We start from the raw sequence: 17,082 nt of genomic DNA, 5'->3' as shown, positions 1-17,082 counted from the left end.
GGACCGAGCGGCCGCTGCCGCGGCCGCGAGCTGGGCGATGGGTGGCATGACGGCTCCGGAAAAGGGCGGCGGCCTGGTAACTGGCGGCGTCAGGCGAAGAGGCGCTCGGACTGCCGGACCGGCGGCGAGAGCGCGAGTTCGCGGCGGAGCCGGTCGGCGAAGCGGTCCGGGGCCAGCAATTCGGCGACTGAGGCAAAGTGGTTGCGCTCGCCGGTATGGTCCTTGCGCCCCCTGCAGCGCCGGAACAGGATTTCGCGGCCGGCCCCCATCGCACCCAGGCTGAGCTGGACATACACCTCCTCGCCGTGGAGGGTGATCTCGCCCGAGACGGCCGGACCACCCTTGTTGGAGCGGACCTCATAGCTATCGGCCTCAAGCCCAAGGGCGTCGGCGAGCCGGCGCATGGCAGTGCGCCCCTCGCTGTGGAAGGTGCGTTTGGCACCCTCGTCGTAGGCGACACCACGACAAGCGAGGGTCCGCAGGACAGGGTGGCGCCGGATCTCGGCGATCTGGTCCATGCAGTTGCGGCGCAGCGCCATGTCGTCCGGGCGGCGTTCGCAGACAGTCCCGAGGTGGCGGGCGAGAAGGATGACCGCTGCGTCGATCTCGGGGTCCTTGCCCGCGTTGCGGCAGTCGGTGATGGCGGCACCGATCGCGTGGAGGGTGGCTGCCATCGTGGTCAGCGCGCTGGGATCGAGCGCCTGCTGGTGGCGCATCGCGACATCGTAGTGCATGGGGAGGTTCTCCGGGCTCAAGCGCACGTCCGCTCGCCCCGCCCCTTCCCCCCTCTCCTTTTCCTGGCGGTCAGCCGCGCCGACGCCCTGGCCCGGGGCCGATCGCGCGCGCGATGTGACCGGCATAGACACCGCAGGCGGCCCAATATGCGGCAACCGGTGGCTTGCGGCTCCGCCAACTCCGTTCGGCGCGAAGCCGGGCTTCGCTTTGGATGTCGAGCAGCACGGACTGCAGCGCGAGGCGCGCCTCGGGACTGAGCGCCCGGAGGCGGGCGACCGCCGGCAGGGCAAGAACGGGGTTGCGCACCTCGGCCTTGGAGGATCGAGCGCCCATCACGCGGGTCCGGGCAGCGCGGCCGATACGCGCTGATCCTGCGCCTCCTCGACCGCGGGAAGCGGGATCGGGACGCATTGCCCGCGAATGAGGTTGATGAAGCCACCAGCGTGGCCGATCGACCCGCGCCCGACGAGGTCGAACAGCAGCGCCAGAGCGTGGCTTGCGAGAACGCGGTTGACGAAAAGCGACTGCCGTTCGAGCGCCTCGGCCACCGAGCAGGACGGAGCATCGTCGTCGGGCTCCGTTTCGTCGGCGATCTCAGGGAAATACTCGAGGACGGTCGGGAGGCGCCGCCGGTCGTGGCCGGTGGAGCGGTGAGGCGACCCGATCAGGAACTGCCCGTCTCCGGCGCGGTTGCCGAGGTCCATCCAATAGGCGGGCACGGACGTTCCATTCGCCAGATCGCCGCCCAGGGCGCGGCGCGCGGAAGCGGTGTCGACGCAGCTGATGAGGATATCCGCGTCGGCGAGCTTGACCGCTTCGGGAGCGCGGCCATGGACGGCTCGCCAGCAAAGGCCGTGCGCGAGATTGATCCGCTCGACGAGCGTGCGGGCCTTGGAAGCGCCGAGGTCGCATCGGTAGAAGGGTTGCCGGCCAAGATTGGCTTCGCTGACGACGTCGTCATCGACGACGGTGACCTGGAGCGACCGGGTGGAGATCGCGCGTAGCGCTGTCTCGAGCGAAGCCAGTCCCATCAGCATCTGCGCGCCATTTCCGCCGCAGCCGACTAGAAGGATCTTGATCGCGCGATTGTCGAAGCCGGCAGGAAGATAGTGGCGATTGGGGATTTCAGGCTGCATCGTCGTCTCCTGAAAACGGGCTGCGCGGCAGCGGCAGGAATATCCCGCCGGCGCACAAGCGCGAGGCGATGGCCGGTCCTTCCGGTTGACCAAGACGGCCGAGCACCAGCGCGATCTTGGTGGAGTGCGCGTCGTCGGCATCGTCCGTCGCGCTGAAGAATGCCGCGCCATGCGCATGAGTGTGGATGTCGCAGATGAGATGTTGGTCAGGCGCCAGTATCGGGGACCGATAGTTCACGCGGGAGGGAGTGGCATCATCGATGTGCGGGTAGTGGATCGAGAAGCTTCGCTCATTCTCGTTCCACAGGACGAAGGCGGCAGCTTCGTTGGGCAAGGCCGCGCGGAAGTGATCGAGAATCCGGCCGAACAGTTCGTGGGGGATCAGCCCGCAGCGTAGTTCCGCCCGGCGCTCGCCGACGCTCCCATAAGGCAGGTAGGCGGGGAACGCCGGCGTGACAGGAATGTCGAGCTCGAGCCATGGCCGTCGCACGATAAGCATGACACCGTCCCTGCCGACCGCGAGACAATGGCCTGTGCGGGAGGCGCGTACCGCGTCGATCGCGGGGGACCGACCGATCGGCGGAACCGGATAACAGGGCGCCGCTGCGAGAATGGCGGCCGCGGTGGGATCGTCGGCGAGGACGGTCATGACGCCGCGCCCTCGGCGATCAGCCGCTCCAGCGTCATCGGTTCGGCGTTGGCCTTTCTCGAAGGCAGCCGCTGGCTTGTGCCGATGAACGGCCGGAGGCGTCTCACCGGGAAGCGCGTCGCCTGGCGCGCCGCAAGGTCGTCCCACAGCTTCAGCAGGCCGCCCTTGCCGGTGACGGTCAGCTCCTGCCCGGGATTGGGGTGCGTCGACCAGGAATCGAAGAGCGCCCGCTCGAAGACGGGGATGGCCGCGACGTCCAGCGTGCGCGGCCTCGGGATGTTCCCCCAGCAGAGAGAGCCGTCGACGAAGACGTTGAGGATCGGCGAATGGAGTACATGCGTGGTCGCCGAGGGGCGCTCATTTTCGGCGAGTGCATAGACCCCGAGCCTGCGCGGCGTCGCCACGAACAGCTGGGCGGGATACGGAACGGGCCGGATCGTCCGTTGCGCGAGGACGCGCAGGCCGGCCGGCGGTGTGGACAGATGGAAATAAGCCGGGCGGACCTGCTCGGGCGTCCACCAGGCGAGCATGTCGCGATGAGCAACCAGCACATTGTGGGGAAGGATCTGAGGCGGCGCTGCGCGCCCGAGGGCCTCGGTCCATTGGCGAAGGTGGGCGCGGGTCAGCGGCGTGCCGGCGGCGATCGTCGGCCCGCCTTCGCCGCCATGCTCCACATGATGGATGCTGGCAAAGGCATGTCCATCCTGCCCGGGGGTGCGGTAGGGATCGAGCCCGCGGGGGGTCTCGGTGCGGTACAGGAGGATGGCGTTGGTGAGCACCATGCCTCCGGCGGTGGCTTCGAAATGGGCGCTATGGTCCGGCATTGGGGCCTCACAATTTGTCGGGATCGAGCTGGATCAGCTGCTGCGCAGCGAGCAGGAAGTGAGCGCCGGTGCGCAGCGACGCGAACCATCGCTCAACGTGCGCGGCCTCGGAGAGCGGGCAGATCCCCGCGACATCCATGAAGCCGTATTCCATGCCGTGGCGTCCGACATCGTCCACCTCGGCCGCGAAGAACTCGACCGGCACGAGTGTCAACGGGGGCAGCGTCGAACATTCCTCGAGGCCGGGAACATATTCGTAGAGAATTTGCCCGTCGAAGTGCCAGGCGTTGCAATCTCCCGGCAGGCGCCGAAGCGCGTCGTGCGCGCTGCGGAGTTCGCGTAGTGCCTTGCGAAGGTCGAGAGGAAGCTTCGCCAGCGGCGCTGCATTCGCCGCGATCATCCATGCGGGCTTCTTGGCCTCCATGGTCGACGGCAGCGCGACTTCGTCAAGATCGCCGGGGTCTGCGCCGTGATAGTCGATGAGGCACTGGCGGGCGGCGTCATCCTCAGTCTCGCCATCCCAATAGTACATGGATATTTCGTCGAAGAGATCCTGGTAGCCGAAGATCGGCAGCGCAGCCCCCAGGGTCTGCTCGAGCGCCGCGTAGGCAGCCGCGCGCCAGGCGATCGGCGCCTCGCTGGTCTCGATCCATCCGAGATCTAGTTGGCCGATGCTCTCGCAGATGATCACGATCGCCGGCGCTCCCTCGGACTCGCCGTTCAGCACGACCACGCGAAGCTCCGCGAGATCGATCGGACGCAGCGCCTCGACAGCAGCAGAGTTGAAAACATGCTCGATGCGCCGTCGCGCCTCGCAACGGGAATATCGTCTCGTCGCCTTCTCGTGCGATGCGACCCAACGCCCGATCAGCTTATGGTGTCGTGCAAGAGGCTGGTCGAAGGTCAGTGGTATGTCGGGCGAGATCTCGACCGATCGGCCGGCGAGATCAGCCGAGCGGCGGAAGTCGGAGGCTTGCCGGTGGCTGAAGCGGCTCCGGAGAGTGGCTTCGATGAGTGGACTCGAGCGCGAGCTGCGCATGGAGGGCCCGGGCCTGGATGCTGCAGGAAGGCTGGGAGATGCCGGTTGCGTTGCCATCATCGAACTCGATCCATTCGAGAAGCGTCTTGCGCGGTGCGGCGGGGATGGCTCCGCCGTGACGGCGGGGCACGATCAACCCTTTGTGCCGACGGCGCGGCGGTATTCGGTGACGTGGACACCCCCGTTCACGCCGGCGTCGACCGTCTCGGCGTTGAGGATCGCCGGGTAGAGCGTTGCGTGATAGGCACGCAGAGCCTGCGGGTCGTGCGCGAGATGGGGTGGAACCGGGAGATCGATGCCGTCATATCGATAGGCGCGGTCAAGCTGGTTGATCTGCATTGGGGCGTACTCCTTGGCGCTGGACAGGGGCTCGAGGTGCTCACCAGAGGCTGGCGGGTTCGTCCGACTTGGCATCGGCCGGAAGCGCGCCCGCGGGCGGCGTGACGGGCGAGCTGCTCGTCGGGGCCGGTCGGGGTGCTGCGGAGGCGGCTTTCGCCTTGGCCGCTTCCGCCGACGCCGCGCGTGCGGCCTCGGCCGCCTCGCGCTGCTCAGATATCTGGTCGGCGAGGGTCTTGCGCGAAGCGATAAGCTGGCCGAGCGCGCCGTCTGCCCCCTTGGCGAGTTCGATGTCGATTTCCGCTGCCGTCGCCGTGATCGAGATCGGCCGCAGCTCTCCCGTCTCGAGCCGCTGGGCTTTGCCCTCAGTTGCGCGAGGGATGACGGTCAACGTAACGGTCTCGTCCGGACCCGCCACGAGGTCAAATCCGAGCGAGTAGCGGCCGAGCAACGGCAAGAGACTTGCGATCAGCATGATTGTCAGTCCTTATTTTGGAGGGAAGAGAGGGCCGTCAGGCCGCGATCGCGGGAATGCCGCGGTCGGCGTTGGGGCGAATAGGGGCCGGAGGAGGCCCGTATTTCCCGTCGAGGGTCATGCCGCTCGGCAGGCGGCCGGCCCAATCGAAGCCGACCGCGTTGAGCATCCCGGCGACAAGGTCGGCCTTCTTGGAAGCGAGCAGCTTTGCGAACGCCTTCTCGCCCATGTGCGCGATGAGGCCGCACTCCTGGGCGATGAATTTGAGCTCGTCCTTTGTGTACCGCTCCAGGAAAGATCGATCGACACGCCAGCCGTGCCGGATGTCGATTGCGAACGCTCGGGCAAGGTCGGCGACATGCGCAAAGGACTGCACATCGCGCGCATAGGCCGCCGCGATCGCGGCAAGGGTGTTCGCTGCCTGCGCGTCCGAAAGCGCGCGGATCCCCTCGATCTTCTCTTCGAAGCTCAGGTCGGGAAACGAAGGGTTGACCAGCAGCCCGGCGCGCGACGTCAAGGTAGCCGGCTTGATCTGCGCGAGCGTACCAGTCAGGCCGGCGACGAGGATCGCGGCATGCGCATGGGACGGATTATCGGCGAGGCCCCGGGCAAGCGCCGTTCGCCAGGTCGCCTCCCGAAGATCGGCGGTGCGGCCGGCGATCGATTTGGCGGAGACGGTCGCACCGCCAGCCCGGGCGGCCGGCTTGACGATCGCGCCGGACGACGACCGATTGGCCGCGACCGCGGCCGCTCGAACCCCTGGATGCGAGGCCTCACCGTCGCCATCGTCGTCGGTATCGGCCAGCTCGTCGGCGTCGGGAGCAGCTTCCCCATCGTCACCGTCCGCTTGCCGATCGGCGGCCTCGGCCTGTGCGGCAGCCGCAGCGCGCTCCTGGGCCTCGATCCGGGCCTTTTCGATTGCTTCGGTCTTGAGCTGGAAGCAGCCGGGATTGGTGCAATGGCCTTCATCGACATGGGTTTCGAAGAGGGCTCGTTGCGTTCCGGAGTTGAACGGGCAGGCCATGCATTCGGTCTTGTCGAAGCAGGCGTTGGCGAGATCCTGCGTGACGCGCATCAGGAGGTCGCGCGTTTTTCCGACGTCGAGACCGGAAGCGGTGATCGTGTCGAGAGCCTTGTCCTGCTTGTCCGCTGGAATGGCAGCGAGCAGCTCGGCATGCCCGACCTTGATGCGGCGCTCATCGAGCGCGAGCTTCACGGCGTCGGAGAGATTCGCGAGGGCGAGGCGGCGGTCGAATTTGGCCTGGGACCAGCCGAGCCGCCGCGCCGCCTCTGCACGATCATTCTGGCAGGCGGCGAGAACCCGAACGGCGGCGTCCGCCTGCTCCGTCTCCGACGCATCGTCGCGATTGTCGTTCTCGTCGATCGCCGCTTCCAGCGCTTCCTGGTCGGTCATCTCGCGGATGACGACGGGTACCTCCCCTTCTGGGCCGAAGGCCTCGAGCGCGGCCCGATACCGGCGGCCTCCCGCGACAACGACGTAGGTGTCGTCGCCGCCGGCCGCCGGGCGGAGGAGCATCGGCTGAAGCATGCCGCGCAGCCGGAACGAGGCGACCAGGTCCTCGTGCTTTTTACGGTCGAAATAGCGACGTGGATTGTACCCAAGCATGATCTTGGAGAGCGGCAGCGTCATGGCTGCATGCGGGTGCGATGGGGTCAAGGCGGGTCTCCTTCGGGATTGGCGTCGCGCCTCCTTCGCGGGTGCGCGCCCTCTTTCCGTCGAGCCTGATGCTCAACCCTGCCCTTCCCCCTCCCCTCTTCATTGCTCGGCGGCTTGCCTCCGGTGGATGTCAGCGGCCCATTGCTCGAGCCATGGCGCGGTGAGTTCCGCATGATCAAGATCTTAGGTCTGGTTCGGCCTGTCCGATTAGGTCCAGTTGGCTGATCTTGAAGGGTTTTCGGGCGCGCTCGCTAACCGGACGTCTGGTTAGCCCCGCGCGCGGCTATTCTTCGGACGCATTCGGCGGGGCGATCGGCAGCATAGCAACATTGCGTCGGTCCCGAAGCTCGCGGACAAGGTCGGCATTGCGCTCCTCCAACCGCTTCGCGCGGCTCTCCGCGATCAACGCGCGCCGCAAGAGAGAGGCATTCTCGGTGGCCAGCACCCGGATCCGCACCTCCGCCTCCCCCTTTCCTCCATCCAGCTTTGGAACCTCATCCTGACCCGAAGCCGGAGATCGTTCAGCCTGAAGGGCACGGAGATCTTCAAGCACAGCGCGATGATTGGTGTAGAGCGCATTGCGTCCGATGCCGGCGTGCCGGGCCAGCGCCGCAACGGAGATTTCGGATTCAGGATCGGCGCGCAACACGGCGAGAGCTTCCCGCAGGCGGGTAGCGACCCGCTCGCGGCGACGCCCTTGGGGCGTATCAGCCGAGGTTGCCATCGGCGGGCTGCAAATCGAGATCGTCGATCACGCGGCGGCTCTCCTCGACCCGCGTGATCGCCAGATTTCGGCTTTCAGGGTCAAGGTCGGTTCTTTCCAGGAGAGCCAGGTTTCGTTTCAGGCGGGCTTCCCAGACCGGCTTGTGACGTTCGCTCACCGCGAAGTTCGCGCAAGTGACGCATGTGCCCTGCGTGCGGAGAACGGGATTGGGCTCTTTGTCGGACCCGAGGCAGGCAGACGTCTCCCGACGGTAGAGACAGTAGCCCCAGTCGCAGACGCCGAGCCTGATGTCGGTATCGGCCAACAGGCGGGTGATGTAGGCATCGAGGTCGCCATCGTGCGTGCGACCGCGGAACGGCGATCGCGCCGCAAGATCGCGCCCCGCCTTGCCGCCCAGGCGAGGCGCGACCAGCAACTCTTCGAGCGCGGCGCGGGTTTCTCGTGCCGCCTGGGCGTCGACCAGTTCAACCAGCTCGAAGTCCGTGCCGACATAGGCGCGGTCGGTCATGGCGCGGGTCACATGCCCGAGATGCTTGGCCAATGCCGCGAGACCGGTCCTGTCGCGCCGGCCCACGAACCGCGCGAAGGTCTTGCGGCCCTGGTGGGTGGCAAGCCTCCAGCTTTCACCGTTGATTTCGGGAAGGCGAAGCGCGGCCCCAATGCCGTCATTCAGGCGTATATTCATAGCCGAACTGGTGAGCGGCTCGATCGGCAATGCCGAGGTTCGGATCGCGCTCCCCGGGCGGACCTGGAGCAGCCAGAGATATTGTCGGCCGTCGATCGCTCGCCATGGTGCCGATAGGCGCTCAAGAACTTCGATGGCGCGAACGGCGGGTTCGGGGGCGATCCAGCGATGCGGCACTCCGTCTCCTGGAGCGTCCTTTCGGATCGTGCCGGTCAGATAGGCGAACATCTCCTGCTGCTCGCCCTGCACCCGCTCGATGCAACCGGCTTCCAGCGATAGGATTTCCGAAGCGCGCGGCCCAACGAGATAGGCGAGGACAATGAAGCAAGCCTCGTAGAGACGGGCCACCATGCCATTGAAGGTGAGCATCGGCTGGACCGTCAGCGGCTGAGCCTGCCCAGGAACAAACTCGATCGGTGGAGCAGCGTGCAGGTATCGGCGTATGCGCCTGGAACGCCCCGGTTTTGCATGCCCTTTTGCGGAAGCCGCATCGTGCAGCGCCTGTATGTCGTCACGCATATGAAGGATGGTATCGGCTGGCTCGCCGATGAGATGGAGCGCTCCCGCAACGAGCGGCATTGCGATTTCATCAGGCGTATAGGGCCACCGCTCGACCGGGCGCCAACGGCCCAGCTCATTGAGCGCAGGCGGCGCGGATTTCGGGGTGTCGGGAAGCTTCTCACGCTGTTGGTAAAACGCCCGCAGCAGCGTGCGGTAGTTGCTCGCGGTCGATAGCGCCATCGTGCCATTGTCTCTCGGGCGCTGGGCGAGATCATCGAATAGATGCCGGATGGCCTCGTCATCCAGTTCCGACCATCGAGCCAGGCCGCGGCCCGCCATCCATTCCAGCACGACCCGCTGGAGCGTTCCCTGCGTTCCAAGCGAACGTAACGAGAGCGCGGATCGACCGGGAGGTGGATCGCTGTGCAACGACCAGAGCAGATGCTTGCTCGCCTCGCGCAGCGTCCGCCAATGCGGCTCGTTGAACCGGCTTCCGTCGGGCAGTGTGAACCCCCAGTCGACGCGGAAGGTGGTGTCCCGCTGACCCACGACGCCTGTCGCCATCTGCCAATGGTCGTCGCCGAACATCGAGTGCGGAGAGACGCGCAGCGAGGCCTGCGGCAAGGCGAGGAGCGGAACGCTCATTCCAGTTCCGGGAGATCGGGGAGCATCGCGGCCCGTTGTTCTGCCTCCTCCCTCAAGTCGGGCGGGAACGCCGGAAGAAGATCATGTTCGAGCACCTGCAAGCTGGGCGCATAGAACAACGCCCAGCGAGCCGGATCGATCTGATCGCGGGCGTCGAGAAGATGCCGGCGAGCTTGCAGCACGCGCGCGAACCGCTCGACATCAAGCGGAACGATCAGCCCCGGACAGGCAAGGCAACCTCGCAGTCTCGGACAGAGATGCGGATTTCCGTCAGCGCCCTGTTCGACAGGCGCCAGACAACGATGCCCGAACAATGCCGTTACCGGGCCGTGGCGGGCGGGCTCCTTCCGGTCGGGTCCGCAGACCCAGGCTACCATGAGCTTCTGAAGGCGCGCGATCGTCTCCTGCTCGAGCTTCCGTGCGGCCGGTCCCTCGACGTAGCGATCGGTCGTGACGAGGCTGGCGTGATTGAGAACCGTCCCTGCCGCGCGCAGGTCGCCGCCAGAAGCCAGATAATGCTCCGTGGCGACGCTGCCGCGTAGTTGCGAGGCCGTGAACTTGGGCACCAGTGGTTTCGGTTGCTCCGGATGTGCGGTGTTCCAGCGTTCGATCCGCCTGTTGGTGCGGCCGATGAAGCGATTGATGAACCCGGGGATGCTGTCGGGCGCGATCAGGCCGGCAGGATAGTCGTGCCTGCGATAATAGGCCCGCGACAGATAGCGGATCAGGAACAGACATTCCCGTTCTTCAGGCGGAGCATGCTCGATCAGCGGCTCGGTCATCGCCAGCAGCATTTCGATCAGACGCGGTGCGGATCGCATTTTACGGCGGTCGAAGGACCGACGCTGCATTTTCGGAGTTCGACCGCCCCGCTGCTTGAGCCATTCCACCATGACCCGATGATCATCGAGTGGATGGGGCACGAGGCAGTCGCGGCGGATCGCCCGAAGAGGCTGGGGATTGGCGGCAAGCTGGATCGCCAGCGCGACAAAGAACGGCCCCATCGTGTGCGAGGTCAGGTGATAATGCTGAGCGATCGCCTCCTGACGTCCATGATGCTCGAGCGAGTTCGGGTTGATCCCGGCAGCGCGGATTGCCTCGCCGCTCGGAGCGATGCCGCCGCCGATCCGGTGGAGTTTCCACACCCAGCGCGCGAGCGCCTCTCTCGGACCAGTTCCCTCCGGGGGTTGGGGAGAGGCGATGATCTTCTGGCCGCGCTGGAACCGCGCCCATGCGATGTCGATCTCTTCATAGGCGGCCGCGAGGATCGTTTTCATTTCCGCTGCCGTGAGCCGGGCTTTGGGTTCTGGCGCCCACCCCGTGCTGGGGAACGGGCTGTAGGGGATGGCGAGCGCGCTCCCGAACAGATCCGGATCGGTCTGCTCGATGCGCTCGAGCAATGGTTTCAGGCTGGCGAAGCGTTGAGCCATCGTGGCTCGGCTGAGCTGGCGGCCTTCTATCGAGGGTGCCAGCGCATCAATGTAGCGCCGGATCGTGCCGGCGTTCACATCAGCAGCACAGCTTACGCCTTCTGTGCGTAGGAAGCGACCGAAGCGCCGGATCACTCTCCAGCGTCCGCGTCGTGTGGAGATCGAAGATCCGGCATCATGAACCCTGAACGCCTCGACAAAGGCGCAGGTGAGGTCATGTGGCATGTCGAGGGCGACCGGATCGAACGTCTGCACGACCTGTCCCCATTCATCACGAAAGGAGAAGCGTCGATCATCTGGCGCTTGCGCGGTCGATGCTCGATCGATCGCGATACGGCGGTCGATCCGTCCCTCAGCCAGCATCGTTGATCGCTTCGCCGTAGAGCCAGGCAAGGCTCTCGTTGATATCGGGTTCGTACAGCTCGACGCAGCGCAGGTAGATGGCGGTCGTCGCGATCGAGGCATGGCCCAACAGAACCTGGACGATCTTCAGCGGATTCAGCGCCGGATTGGCACGAGCCTGGATCTGAAGCCGCGTGAGCATCACCATCGCGAAGGTGTGACGGAGCCAATGCAGCGTGCCGGGCAACCCAGCGGCCGCGAACGCCTCGGACAGAAGCGCCGTCAGGCGTTTGCGCGTCATCGCACGGCCATGTTCATTCAGGAGAAGATTGGGCGGCGCCCTGTAGCGGGGATCGGCATTGCGCGCGCGCCGCACGATCCGGGCCCGGTCCTCTCCGATATACCAGTGCGTGCGATCAAGCAGGCGAACCGGCGGATAGACCGTTCGCGGCCGGTCGCCCTTGGTGATGCTGAGCGGCACGCCTACAAGCGGCGTCTCTTCCGGGTGAAGCGACCAGCTATCCGGTATCTGATCGACCGCCAGAGCACATAGTTCCTTGCGTCGAAGGCCTGCGCACAGCGCCCACTCCCCTGCAAGGCGCGCGGTCGGCGCAAGCTGCGCGAACAGCCTTGCCAGCTCATCGGGGCGCATTGGTCGTGGCAGTTGCTCCGGGACCGAGACCGTGAGGCTCCCGGTCGAACGGCGTCTGATCTGTGGCCCAACACGCGGTCCCCTGCCCTGCCGTGTCTGCAACGGTCGCGGGAACGCACGATGCCGGATGAAGTCGTGATCGAGGGCCCAGGAATAGAAGCGATAGACGGTGGCAACCCGGGCATTGATGGTGGAGCGGGCAAACGGCCGCCCGGTATGCTGGCTCGGCCCTTCGAGCATTCGGGATCGATAAGCTGCGAGTATATGCTCGTCAGCGACATCCCATTTGATGTTGGACTGCTCGAGCGCATCGAACCACTCATACAGGTGCTCGCCATAGGTCCGTACCGTCTCCGAGGCCTGGGAGTGGCCATGAACCTCGGCATGTTCGAGCAGATAGGCAAAGGCCGGCTCGATGATGGCCATGTTCGCGTCGAACAGGATGGGGAACCCGGCGGGAATGCCGGGCTCACCTGGAACGGCACGGATGATCGTCACCATGGATCACACCTCCGCCTCACGCACGCGGGATCAGGGCGGTTATTCTAGCATCATCCCGGCCTTTCCAGTTCGGACAGTCGGCTGAGCGAGCACTTTTTGGGCCGGGCGACACGACGCCTGTTCCAATTCATCCATATATCCACTATCTCGGATATATGGATACTGATTCGGCTATCACGGCCCTGGCCGCTCTCGCGCAGGGCACACGCCTTGACGCATTTCGGTTGCTGGTGCGCCACGAGCCCGAAGGATTGCCCGCCGGCGAGATCGCAAAAGCGCTCGACGTTCCTCAGAACACGATGTCCGCGCACCTCGCCGCGTTGACGCGCGCGGGCCTGCTGAAGTCCGAGCGGCAAAGCCGGTCGATCATCTACTGCGCCGACCTCGATGCGCTGCGCGCGCTGACCCTCTTTCTGGTGAAGGACTGCTGCGCCGGAAAACCGGAACTGTGTGCACCGCTCGTCGCCGAACTCGTCCCCTGCTGCTGACGGAGACTGCCATGTCCACCGATCGCGTGTTCAACGTCCTGTTCCTCTGCACCGGCAATTCGGCACGCTCGATCCTCGCCGAGAGCGCCATGAACAAGCTCGGCCAAGGTCGCTTCGATGCCTTCTCGGCCGGGAGCTATCCCAAGGGCGCGGTTAACCCCGACGCGCTCGCACTGCTGGAACGGCTCGACTATCCGACCGAGGGCCTGCGCTCGAAAAGCTGGGAGGAGTTTTCCCGGCCCGGTGCGCCGGTCATGGATTTCGTGTTCACCGTCTGCGACGACGCAGCCGGTGAAGTCTGCCCGGTATGGCCCGGCCATCCAATGACGGCCCATTGGGGCATCGAAGATCCAAGCCATGTCCAGGGCGGTGACATAGAGCGCGAACGCGCTTTCGTGATGGCGCTGAACTATCTGGAAAACCGTATCCGGCTGTTCATCTCGCTGCCGATCGACAAGCTCGAAGCCACGGCGCTGACCGCCAAGCTGCGCGAGATCGGCCATACCGAAGGCTCGACCACTCGCCGGGGAGATGCGGCGTGACCGACATCATCGTCTATCACAACCCGGAGTGCGGCACGTCGCGCAACGTGGTGGGCCTGATCCGCAATGCCGGGATCGAGCCGCATGTCATCGAATATCTGAAGACCCCACCGTCGCGGCCATTGCTGGTCCAGCTCATCGCGCGCGCCGGGATCACGCCGCGCGAGCTGCTGCGCGAGAAGGGCACGCCCTATGCCGAACTAGGCCTGGGCGATCCCTCGCTGTCAGATGAAGCCCTGATCGACGCAATGATGGCACACCCGATCCTCATCAACCGGCCGCTGGTCGTCTCGCCGCTCGGCGTGAAACTGTGTCGCCCTTCGGAGGCGGTACTGGACCTGCTACCCGCACCGCAACAGGGCGCATTCGCCAAGGAGGACGGCCAACAGGTCGTCGATGCGGCCGGCGCGCGGGTGATCTGAGGCATGGCGACCGTTCTCGACGCCACGCCGGCTCGTCCCGGCATCTCCTTCTTCGAGCGCTATCTGACCCTGTGGGTGGCGCTCTGCATCGTTGCTGGGATCGCGCTCGGCCATATGTTGCCCGGCCTGTTCGGCGCGATTGCCTCCGCCGAGGTGGCGCGGGTCAATCTCGTCGTCGCGGTGCTGATCTGGCTGATGATCGTGCCGATGCTGCTCAAGATCGACTTCGGCGCGCTGGGATCGGTGCGCCAGCATTGGAAGGGCGTCGGTGTCACGCTGTTCATCAATTGGGCGGTCAAGCCTTTCTCGATGGCGCTGCTCGGCACGCTGTTCCTGGGCTGGATGTTCGCGCCGTTGCTGCCGGCGGGCGAAGCGCCGTCCTATATCGCCGGGCTGATCCTGCTGGCGGCTGCGCCCTGCACGGCAATGGTGTTCGTGTGGTCGAACCTCTGCGACGGCGAACCCAATTACACGTTGAGCCAGGTGGCGCTGAACGACCTCATCATGGTGTTCGCCTTCGCACCGCTGGTCGGGCTGCTGCTCGGCGTCGCCTCGGTGACGGTGCCGTGGGATACGCTGTTGCTCTCGGTCGGCCTCTACATTGTCGTGCCGGTGATCGTCGCGCAGCTCGTCCGTCGCGCCGTGCTGGCATCAGGCGGACAGGCCGCGCTTGACCGGCTGCTGGCCCGGCTCGGGCCGGTGTCGCTCACCGCCCTGCTGGCGACGCTGATGTTGCTGTTCGGCTTCCAGGGCGAGGCAATCGTCGCGCAGCCCTTTGTGATCGCGCTCATCGCCGTGCCGATTCTGGTACAGGTCTATTTCAATGCCGGGCTGGCCTATTGGCTGAGCCGCCGTTTTGGCGTCGCATGGTGCGTGGCGGCGCCCGCCGCGCTGATCGGCGCGTCCAATTTCTTCGAGCTGGCGGTGGCCGCCGCAATAAGCCTGTTCGGCCTCAAGTCCGGCGCCGCGCTCGCCACGGTGGTTGGCGTGCTGGTCGAGGTGCCGGTGATGCTGTCGGTCGTGGCGATCGTGAAGCGGACACGCGGCTGGTATGAGAAGGGAGCCGCTGCTTGACCCGTATCAGCGAGTTGACCGACCCGGATCATCTGCCGGCGCTCGATCTCCGCTATGTCCATGAGCGGCCCGCGTTCGGGCTTGGTGCGGGCGATCCACCGCCGCGTATCCTGCTGCTCTATGGTTCATTGCGCGAACGGTCCTTCTCGCGTTTCGCAGTCGAGGAGGCGGCACGGTTGCTCCAGTTCTTCGGGGCGGAGACGCGCATCTTCGATCCGACCGACCTGCCGTTGCCCGATCAGGTGAAGGGCGACGATCATCCCGCCGTCCATGAACTGCGCGACCATGCCATGTGGTCGGAGGGCATGGTGTGGTGCAGCCCGGAGCGTCACGGCCAGATCACCGGTATCATGAAAGCGCAGATCGACCATCTGCCGCTGGAGATGAAGGGGATGCGCCCGACCCAGGGCCGCACGCTGGCGGTGATGCAGGTGTCGGGCGGATCGCAGTCGTTCAACGCGGTCAACACGCTCCGGCTGCTCGGCCGCTGGATGCGGATGTTCACCATCCCCAACCAGTCAAGCGTGGCGATGGCCTACAAGGAGTTCGACGAAGCCGGTCGCATGAAGCCCTCCAGTTACTATGACCGCATCGTCGATGTGATGGAGGAGCTGGTGCGCTTTACCGTGCTCACCCGTGGGCACGCCGTGCAGCTCGTCGACCGCTATTCGGAGCGGAAGGCGGAGGCGGCAAAGCAGGATGCCGCCCCCGATCTGGCATCGCAGTCGATCGCTTAAGTCGAGCGCCTCGCCAAGCGAGGGATCAGGCCGACCACCGCCAGCTCTTTGGGTTAGCGCGGCGGTCGGCCTGATCCCTCTCCGCATCCGTTCCTAATGAGACAGATCAGAGGACCGGACCTAAGAGGTCGCCGGACTCGATGAGGTCGCGGATCTCGGCCTGGGCCTGCGCGATCGCGGCTTCCCATGGATCTGTCGGGGCGGGGTCGGGCGCCGGCGCCGCGGCGATCGGCAGGCGTGCCGGCGCAGCCCGCAGCTTCGCATTCTGCGCCCTGAGCCATGCCTCGAGATGGTCGGCGACAAAGCGATCCGACTTGCGCGTGCGCCGGCGATGGGCCTCGCGGCGGGCGCTGATGCCATAGGCCTGGCTATCGAGTGTCTCGATCCGATGCGCGTAGGGCAGCAGATAGGGGATGGCATCGCCCTTCACCCCGAACAGGTGCAGCCGGGTCGATGCCGGCAGGATCGCATCGAGATGTTCGACGACGGCGATCACGCCTTCGTCACCGCGGACGTCGCGCCGGCACATGCTGCCGACGCCCACGCGGCGCTGCCGGCTGATCGGCCCCCAAAGCGCCTCGGCGCAGCGTTCGTAGTCTTGCGGACGTCGGCCCTGGATCACCGGCAGGAAGGTCCGCTCGATGCCGGCATCGCGGCCGAGCATCAGGCAATCCCTGTTGGCGCGGATCGTGCGCGAGATGCGGTCGAGCACCTCCGCGCGATCACGCGCGATTTCAGGCTCGACGCAATAGTCGGCGCTCGCCCACCAGCGGAACGGATAGCTTGCCGCGAGCGCGACATAGTCGCCGAGACCCCACGGGAAGCCGCCATAGGCAGCGGTGGCGACGAATCCGGCGGAATCGAGCGCCAGGCTGGAAAGACCGTAGGCATTGGCGAGCTGTGTGGTGCGCCAGCCCTGCCATTCGCGAACGCCATCGCGCATGCCCCAGCGGGACAGCGCGTTGGCGGAAACCAGCGCGGGCTGACCGAGCCGGCGCACGCGATCGAGGATCGGCCCGTTGTTCAGATGTGGCAGGCCGACGAGGATCTCGATGCTCATGGCTTCGCCGTTTCGCCGGCGGCGTCGCGCGAGGCGACGAAGGCTGCGTGGCGCTCGGGCTTCCACCGCGCCGCGATCTCATGGGCGTGGCGGATGCGAACCGGCTCATAGGGATCCGGCAATGCCGCAAACTCGTGCTCGAAGGCCAGATAGACAAGCGACCAGTTGCAGTCGTGCTCATATTCGTTGGACTCGAGACGCAGCGCGTCGGGCATTGCCCGCTGCCGTTCGTCGGAAAGTATCAGTCCGCCGTGAGACGGCGTGCTGACCACCCATATGCCGGGAACAAGCTCGCAGGCAAAGTCGATCTGGCCCCACATGCAGCAAGTGGGGCGCGGGCTGGATGCGAATGTCATGCGATGCTTCTCCAGTGCAGGGTGAAAGGGCCGGCCCGTCGTTGACAGTCC

20 protein-coding genes are annotated in these 17,082 nt (G+C 65.9%); 5 read left to right on the top strand and 15 right to left on the bottom strand.

From position 1 onward, the window contains the following. Positions 1-89 precede the first annotated feature (89 nt). The 13 genes from NX02_RS30450 to NX02_RS30390 form a co-directional block, all read right to left on the bottom strand. Positions 90-734: a hypothetical protein gene (locus NX02_RS30450; RefSeq protein ID WP_047100438.1), complete on the bottom strand. Its 645-nt coding sequence runs from the start codon at positions 732-734 to the stop codon at positions 90-92. Between the two features lie 70 nt (positions 735-804). Then, a complete protein-coding gene (locus NX02_RS30445; RefSeq protein WP_047100437.1) occupies positions 805-1,068 on the bottom strand; it encodes a hypothetical protein in 264 nt (87 codons plus the stop codon). After that, positions 1,068-1,871 carry a PRTRC system ThiF family protein gene (locus NX02_RS30440; protein ID WP_047100436.1) on the bottom strand — a complete coding sequence of 268 codons (804 nt, stop codon included), beginning with the start codon at positions 1,869-1,871 and terminating at the stop codon, positions 1,068-1,070. Before NX02_RS30440 ends, NX02_RS30445 begins: the two co-directional genes overlap by 1 nt. Continuing rightward, on the bottom strand, positions 1,861-2,520 hold the full coding sequence (locus tag NX02_RS30435) for a PRTRC system protein A (protein WP_047100435.1): 660 nt from the start codon (positions 2,518-2,520) through the stop codon (positions 1,861-1,863). Before NX02_RS30435 ends, NX02_RS30440 begins: the two co-directional genes overlap by 11 nt. After that, positions 2,517-3,344 (bottom strand): PRTRC system protein B, encoded by an 828-nt coding sequence (locus NX02_RS30430; protein WP_047100434.1) that lies wholly within the window; start codon positions 3,342-3,344, stop codon positions 2,517-2,519. Before NX02_RS30430 ends, NX02_RS30435 begins: the two co-directional genes overlap by 4 nt. A gap of 7 nt (positions 3,345-3,351) precedes the next feature. Next, a complete protein-coding gene (locus tag NX02_RS30425) occupies positions 3,352-4,383 on the bottom strand; it encodes a hypothetical protein (RefSeq protein ID WP_245648924.1) in 1,032 nt (343 codons plus the stop codon). Positions 4,384-4,515: 132 nt separating this feature from the next. Next, positions 4,516-4,722: a PRTRC system protein C gene (locus NX02_RS30420; protein ID WP_047100433.1), complete on the bottom strand. Its 207-nt coding sequence runs from the start codon at positions 4,720-4,722 to the stop codon at positions 4,516-4,518. Between the two features lie 40 nt (positions 4,723-4,762). Continuing rightward, positions 4,763-5,194, bottom strand: coding sequence for a PRTRC system protein E (locus tag NX02_RS30415; protein WP_047100432.1), 432 nt, complete (start codon positions 5,192-5,194; stop codon positions 4,763-4,765). 37 nt (positions 5,195-5,231) lie between these two features. Further along, entirely contained in the window at positions 5,232-6,845 is a 1,614-nt protein-coding gene (locus NX02_RS30410) for a PRTRC system ParB family protein (protein ID WP_047100431.1), read from the bottom strand. Between the two features lie 310 nt (positions 6,846-7,155). Beyond that, complete coding sequence (locus NX02_RS30405; RefSeq protein WP_047100430.1) at positions 7,156-7,596, bottom strand: hypothetical protein; 441 nt, start codon at positions 7,594-7,596, stop codon at positions 7,156-7,158. Next, on the bottom strand, positions 7,580-9,427 hold the full coding sequence (locus NX02_RS30400; protein WP_047100429.1) for a site-specific integrase: 1,848 nt from the start codon (positions 9,425-9,427) through the stop codon (positions 7,580-7,582). The genes NX02_RS30405 and NX02_RS30400 overlap by 17 nt, the downstream gene beginning before the upstream one ends. Next, complete coding sequence (locus tag NX02_RS30395) at positions 9,424-11,220, bottom strand: site-specific integrase (protein WP_126014903.1); 1,797 nt, start codon at positions 11,218-11,220, stop codon at positions 9,424-9,426. The genes NX02_RS30400 and NX02_RS30395 overlap by 4 nt, the downstream gene beginning before the upstream one ends. Further along, positions 11,210-12,352, bottom strand: a complete 1,143-nt coding sequence (locus NX02_RS30390) for a tyrosine-type recombinase/integrase (RefSeq protein ID WP_047100428.1) — start codon at positions 12,350-12,352, stop codon at positions 11,210-11,212. Before NX02_RS30390 ends, NX02_RS30395 begins: the two co-directional genes overlap by 11 nt. Before the next feature lie 155 nt (positions 12,353-12,507). Here NX02_RS30390 and NX02_RS30385 point away from each other — a divergent pair, with 155 nt between their 5' ends. From NX02_RS30385 to arsH, 5 genes are read left to right on the top strand one after another with little or no spacing between them, the layout of a single operon-like run. Next, complete coding sequence (locus NX02_RS30385; protein WP_047100427.1) at positions 12,508-12,840, top strand: ArsR/SmtB family transcription factor; 333 nt, start codon at positions 12,508-12,510, stop codon at positions 12,838-12,840. Between the two features lie 11 nt (positions 12,841-12,851). Continuing rightward, the gene (locus tag NX02_RS30380; RefSeq protein ID WP_047100426.1) at positions 12,852-13,382 is read left to right on the top strand and encodes an arsenate reductase ArsC; all 531 of its coding nucleotides are present in this window, start codon (positions 12,852-12,854) and stop codon (positions 13,380-13,382) included. Then, entirely contained in the window at positions 13,379-13,804 is a 426-nt protein-coding gene (gene arsC / locus NX02_RS30375; RefSeq protein WP_047100425.1) for an arsenate reductase (glutaredoxin), read from the top strand. Before NX02_RS30380 ends, arsC begins: the two co-directional genes overlap by 4 nt. Before the next feature lie 3 nt (positions 13,805-13,807). Beyond that, positions 13,808-14,878 carry an ACR3 family arsenite efflux transporter gene (gene arsB / locus NX02_RS30370; protein WP_047100424.1) on the top strand — a complete coding sequence of 357 codons (1,071 nt, stop codon included), beginning with the start codon at positions 13,808-13,810 and terminating at the stop codon, positions 14,876-14,878. Continuing rightward, on the top strand, positions 14,875-15,615 hold the full coding sequence (gene arsH / locus NX02_RS30365) for an arsenical resistance protein ArsH (protein WP_047100423.1): 741 nt from the start codon (positions 14,875-14,877) through the stop codon (positions 15,613-15,615). Before arsB ends, arsH begins: the two co-directional genes overlap by 4 nt. 106 nt (positions 15,616-15,721) lie before the next feature. Here the strand turns inward: arsH and NX02_RS30360 are convergent, their stop codons facing one another. Together NX02_RS30360 and NX02_RS33420 are read right to left on the bottom strand one after the other, a co-directional pair. After that, positions 15,722-16,675 (bottom strand): deazapurine DNA modification protein DpdA family protein, encoded by a 954-nt coding sequence (locus NX02_RS30360; protein WP_047100422.1) that lies wholly within the window; start codon positions 16,673-16,675, stop codon positions 15,722-15,724. Beyond that, on the bottom strand, positions 16,672-16,995 hold the full coding sequence (locus NX02_RS33420; protein WP_053000809.1) for a DUF7007 domain-containing protein: 324 nt from the start codon (positions 16,993-16,995) through the stop codon (positions 16,672-16,674). Before NX02_RS33420 ends, NX02_RS30360 begins: the two co-directional genes overlap by 4 nt. Positions 16,996-17,082 lie beyond the last annotated feature (87 nt).

The organism is Sphingomonas sanxanigenens DSM 19645 = NX02, from assembly GCF_000512205.2.
GTDB lineage: Bacteria > Pseudomonadota > Alphaproteobacteria > Sphingomonadales > Sphingomonadaceae > Sphingomonas_D > Sphingomonas_D sanxanigenens.
This window is presented reverse-complemented; position numbering and strand designations above follow the sequence as displayed.

Coding starts and splice junctions, on each gene's coding strand:
- NX02_RS30445 (WP_047100437.1), bottom strand. CDS start 1,068: ATGGGCGCTCGATCCTCCAAGGCCGAGGTGCGCAACCCCGTTCTTGCC.
- NX02_RS30450 (WP_047100438.1), bottom strand. CDS start 734: ATGCACTACGATGTCGCGATGCGCCACCAGCAGGCGCTCGATCCCAGC.
- NX02_RS30385 (WP_047100427.1), top strand. CDS start 12,508: ATGGATACTGATTCGGCTATCACGGCCCTGGCCGCTCTCGCGCAGGGC.
- NX02_RS30420 (WP_047100433.1), bottom strand. CDS start 4,722: ATGCAGATCAACCAGCTTGACCGCGCCTATCGATATGACGGCATCGAT.
- NX02_RS30410 (WP_047100431.1), bottom strand. CDS start 6,845: ATGACGCTGCCGCTCTCCAAGATCATGCTTGGGTACAATCCACGTCGC.
- NX02_RS30415 (WP_047100432.1), bottom strand. CDS start 5,194: ATGCTGATCGCAAGTCTCTTGCCGTTGCTCGGCCGCTACTCGCTCGGA.
- NX02_RS30430 (WP_047100434.1), bottom strand. CDS start 3,344: ATGCCGGACCATAGCGCCCATTTCGAAGCCACCGCCGGAGGCATGGTG.
- NX02_RS33420 (WP_053000809.1), bottom strand. CDS start 16,995: ATGTGGGGCCAGATCGACTTTGCCTGCGAGCTTGTTCCCGGCATATGG.
- NX02_RS30440 (WP_047100436.1), bottom strand. CDS start 1,871: ATGCAGCCTGAAATCCCCAATCGCCACTATCTTCCTGCCGGCTTCGAC.
- arsB (WP_047100424.1), top strand. CDS start 13,808: ATGGCGACCGTTCTCGACGCCACGCCGGCTCGTCCCGGCATCTCCTTC.
- NX02_RS30380 (WP_047100426.1), top strand. CDS start 12,852: ATGTCCACCGATCGCGTGTTCAACGTCCTGTTCCTCTGCACCGGCAAT.
- NX02_RS30405 (WP_047100430.1), bottom strand. CDS start 7,596: ATGGCAACCTCGGCTGATACGCCCCAAGGGCGTCGCCGCGAGCGGGTC.
- NX02_RS30435 (WP_047100435.1), bottom strand. CDS start 2,520: ATGACCGTCCTCGCCGACGATCCCACCGCGGCCGCCATTCTCGCAGCG.
- NX02_RS30395 (WP_126014903.1), bottom strand. CDS start 11,220: ATGCTGGCTGAGGGACGGATCGACCGCCGTATCGCGATCGATCGAGCA.
- NX02_RS30425 (WP_245648924.1), bottom strand. CDS start 4,383: ATGCGCAGCTCGCGCTCGAGTCCACTCATCGAAGCCACTCTCCGGAGC.
- NX02_RS30400 (WP_047100429.1), bottom strand. CDS start 9,427: ATGAGCGTTCCGCTCCTCGCCTTGCCGCAGGCCTCGCTGCGCGTCTCT.
- NX02_RS30360 (WP_047100422.1), bottom strand. CDS start 16,675: ATGAGCATCGAGATCCTCGTCGGCCTGCCACATCTGAACAACGGGCCG.
- NX02_RS30390 (WP_047100428.1), bottom strand. CDS start 12,352: ATGGTGACGATCATCCGTGCCGTTCCAGGTGAGCCCGGCATTCCCGCC.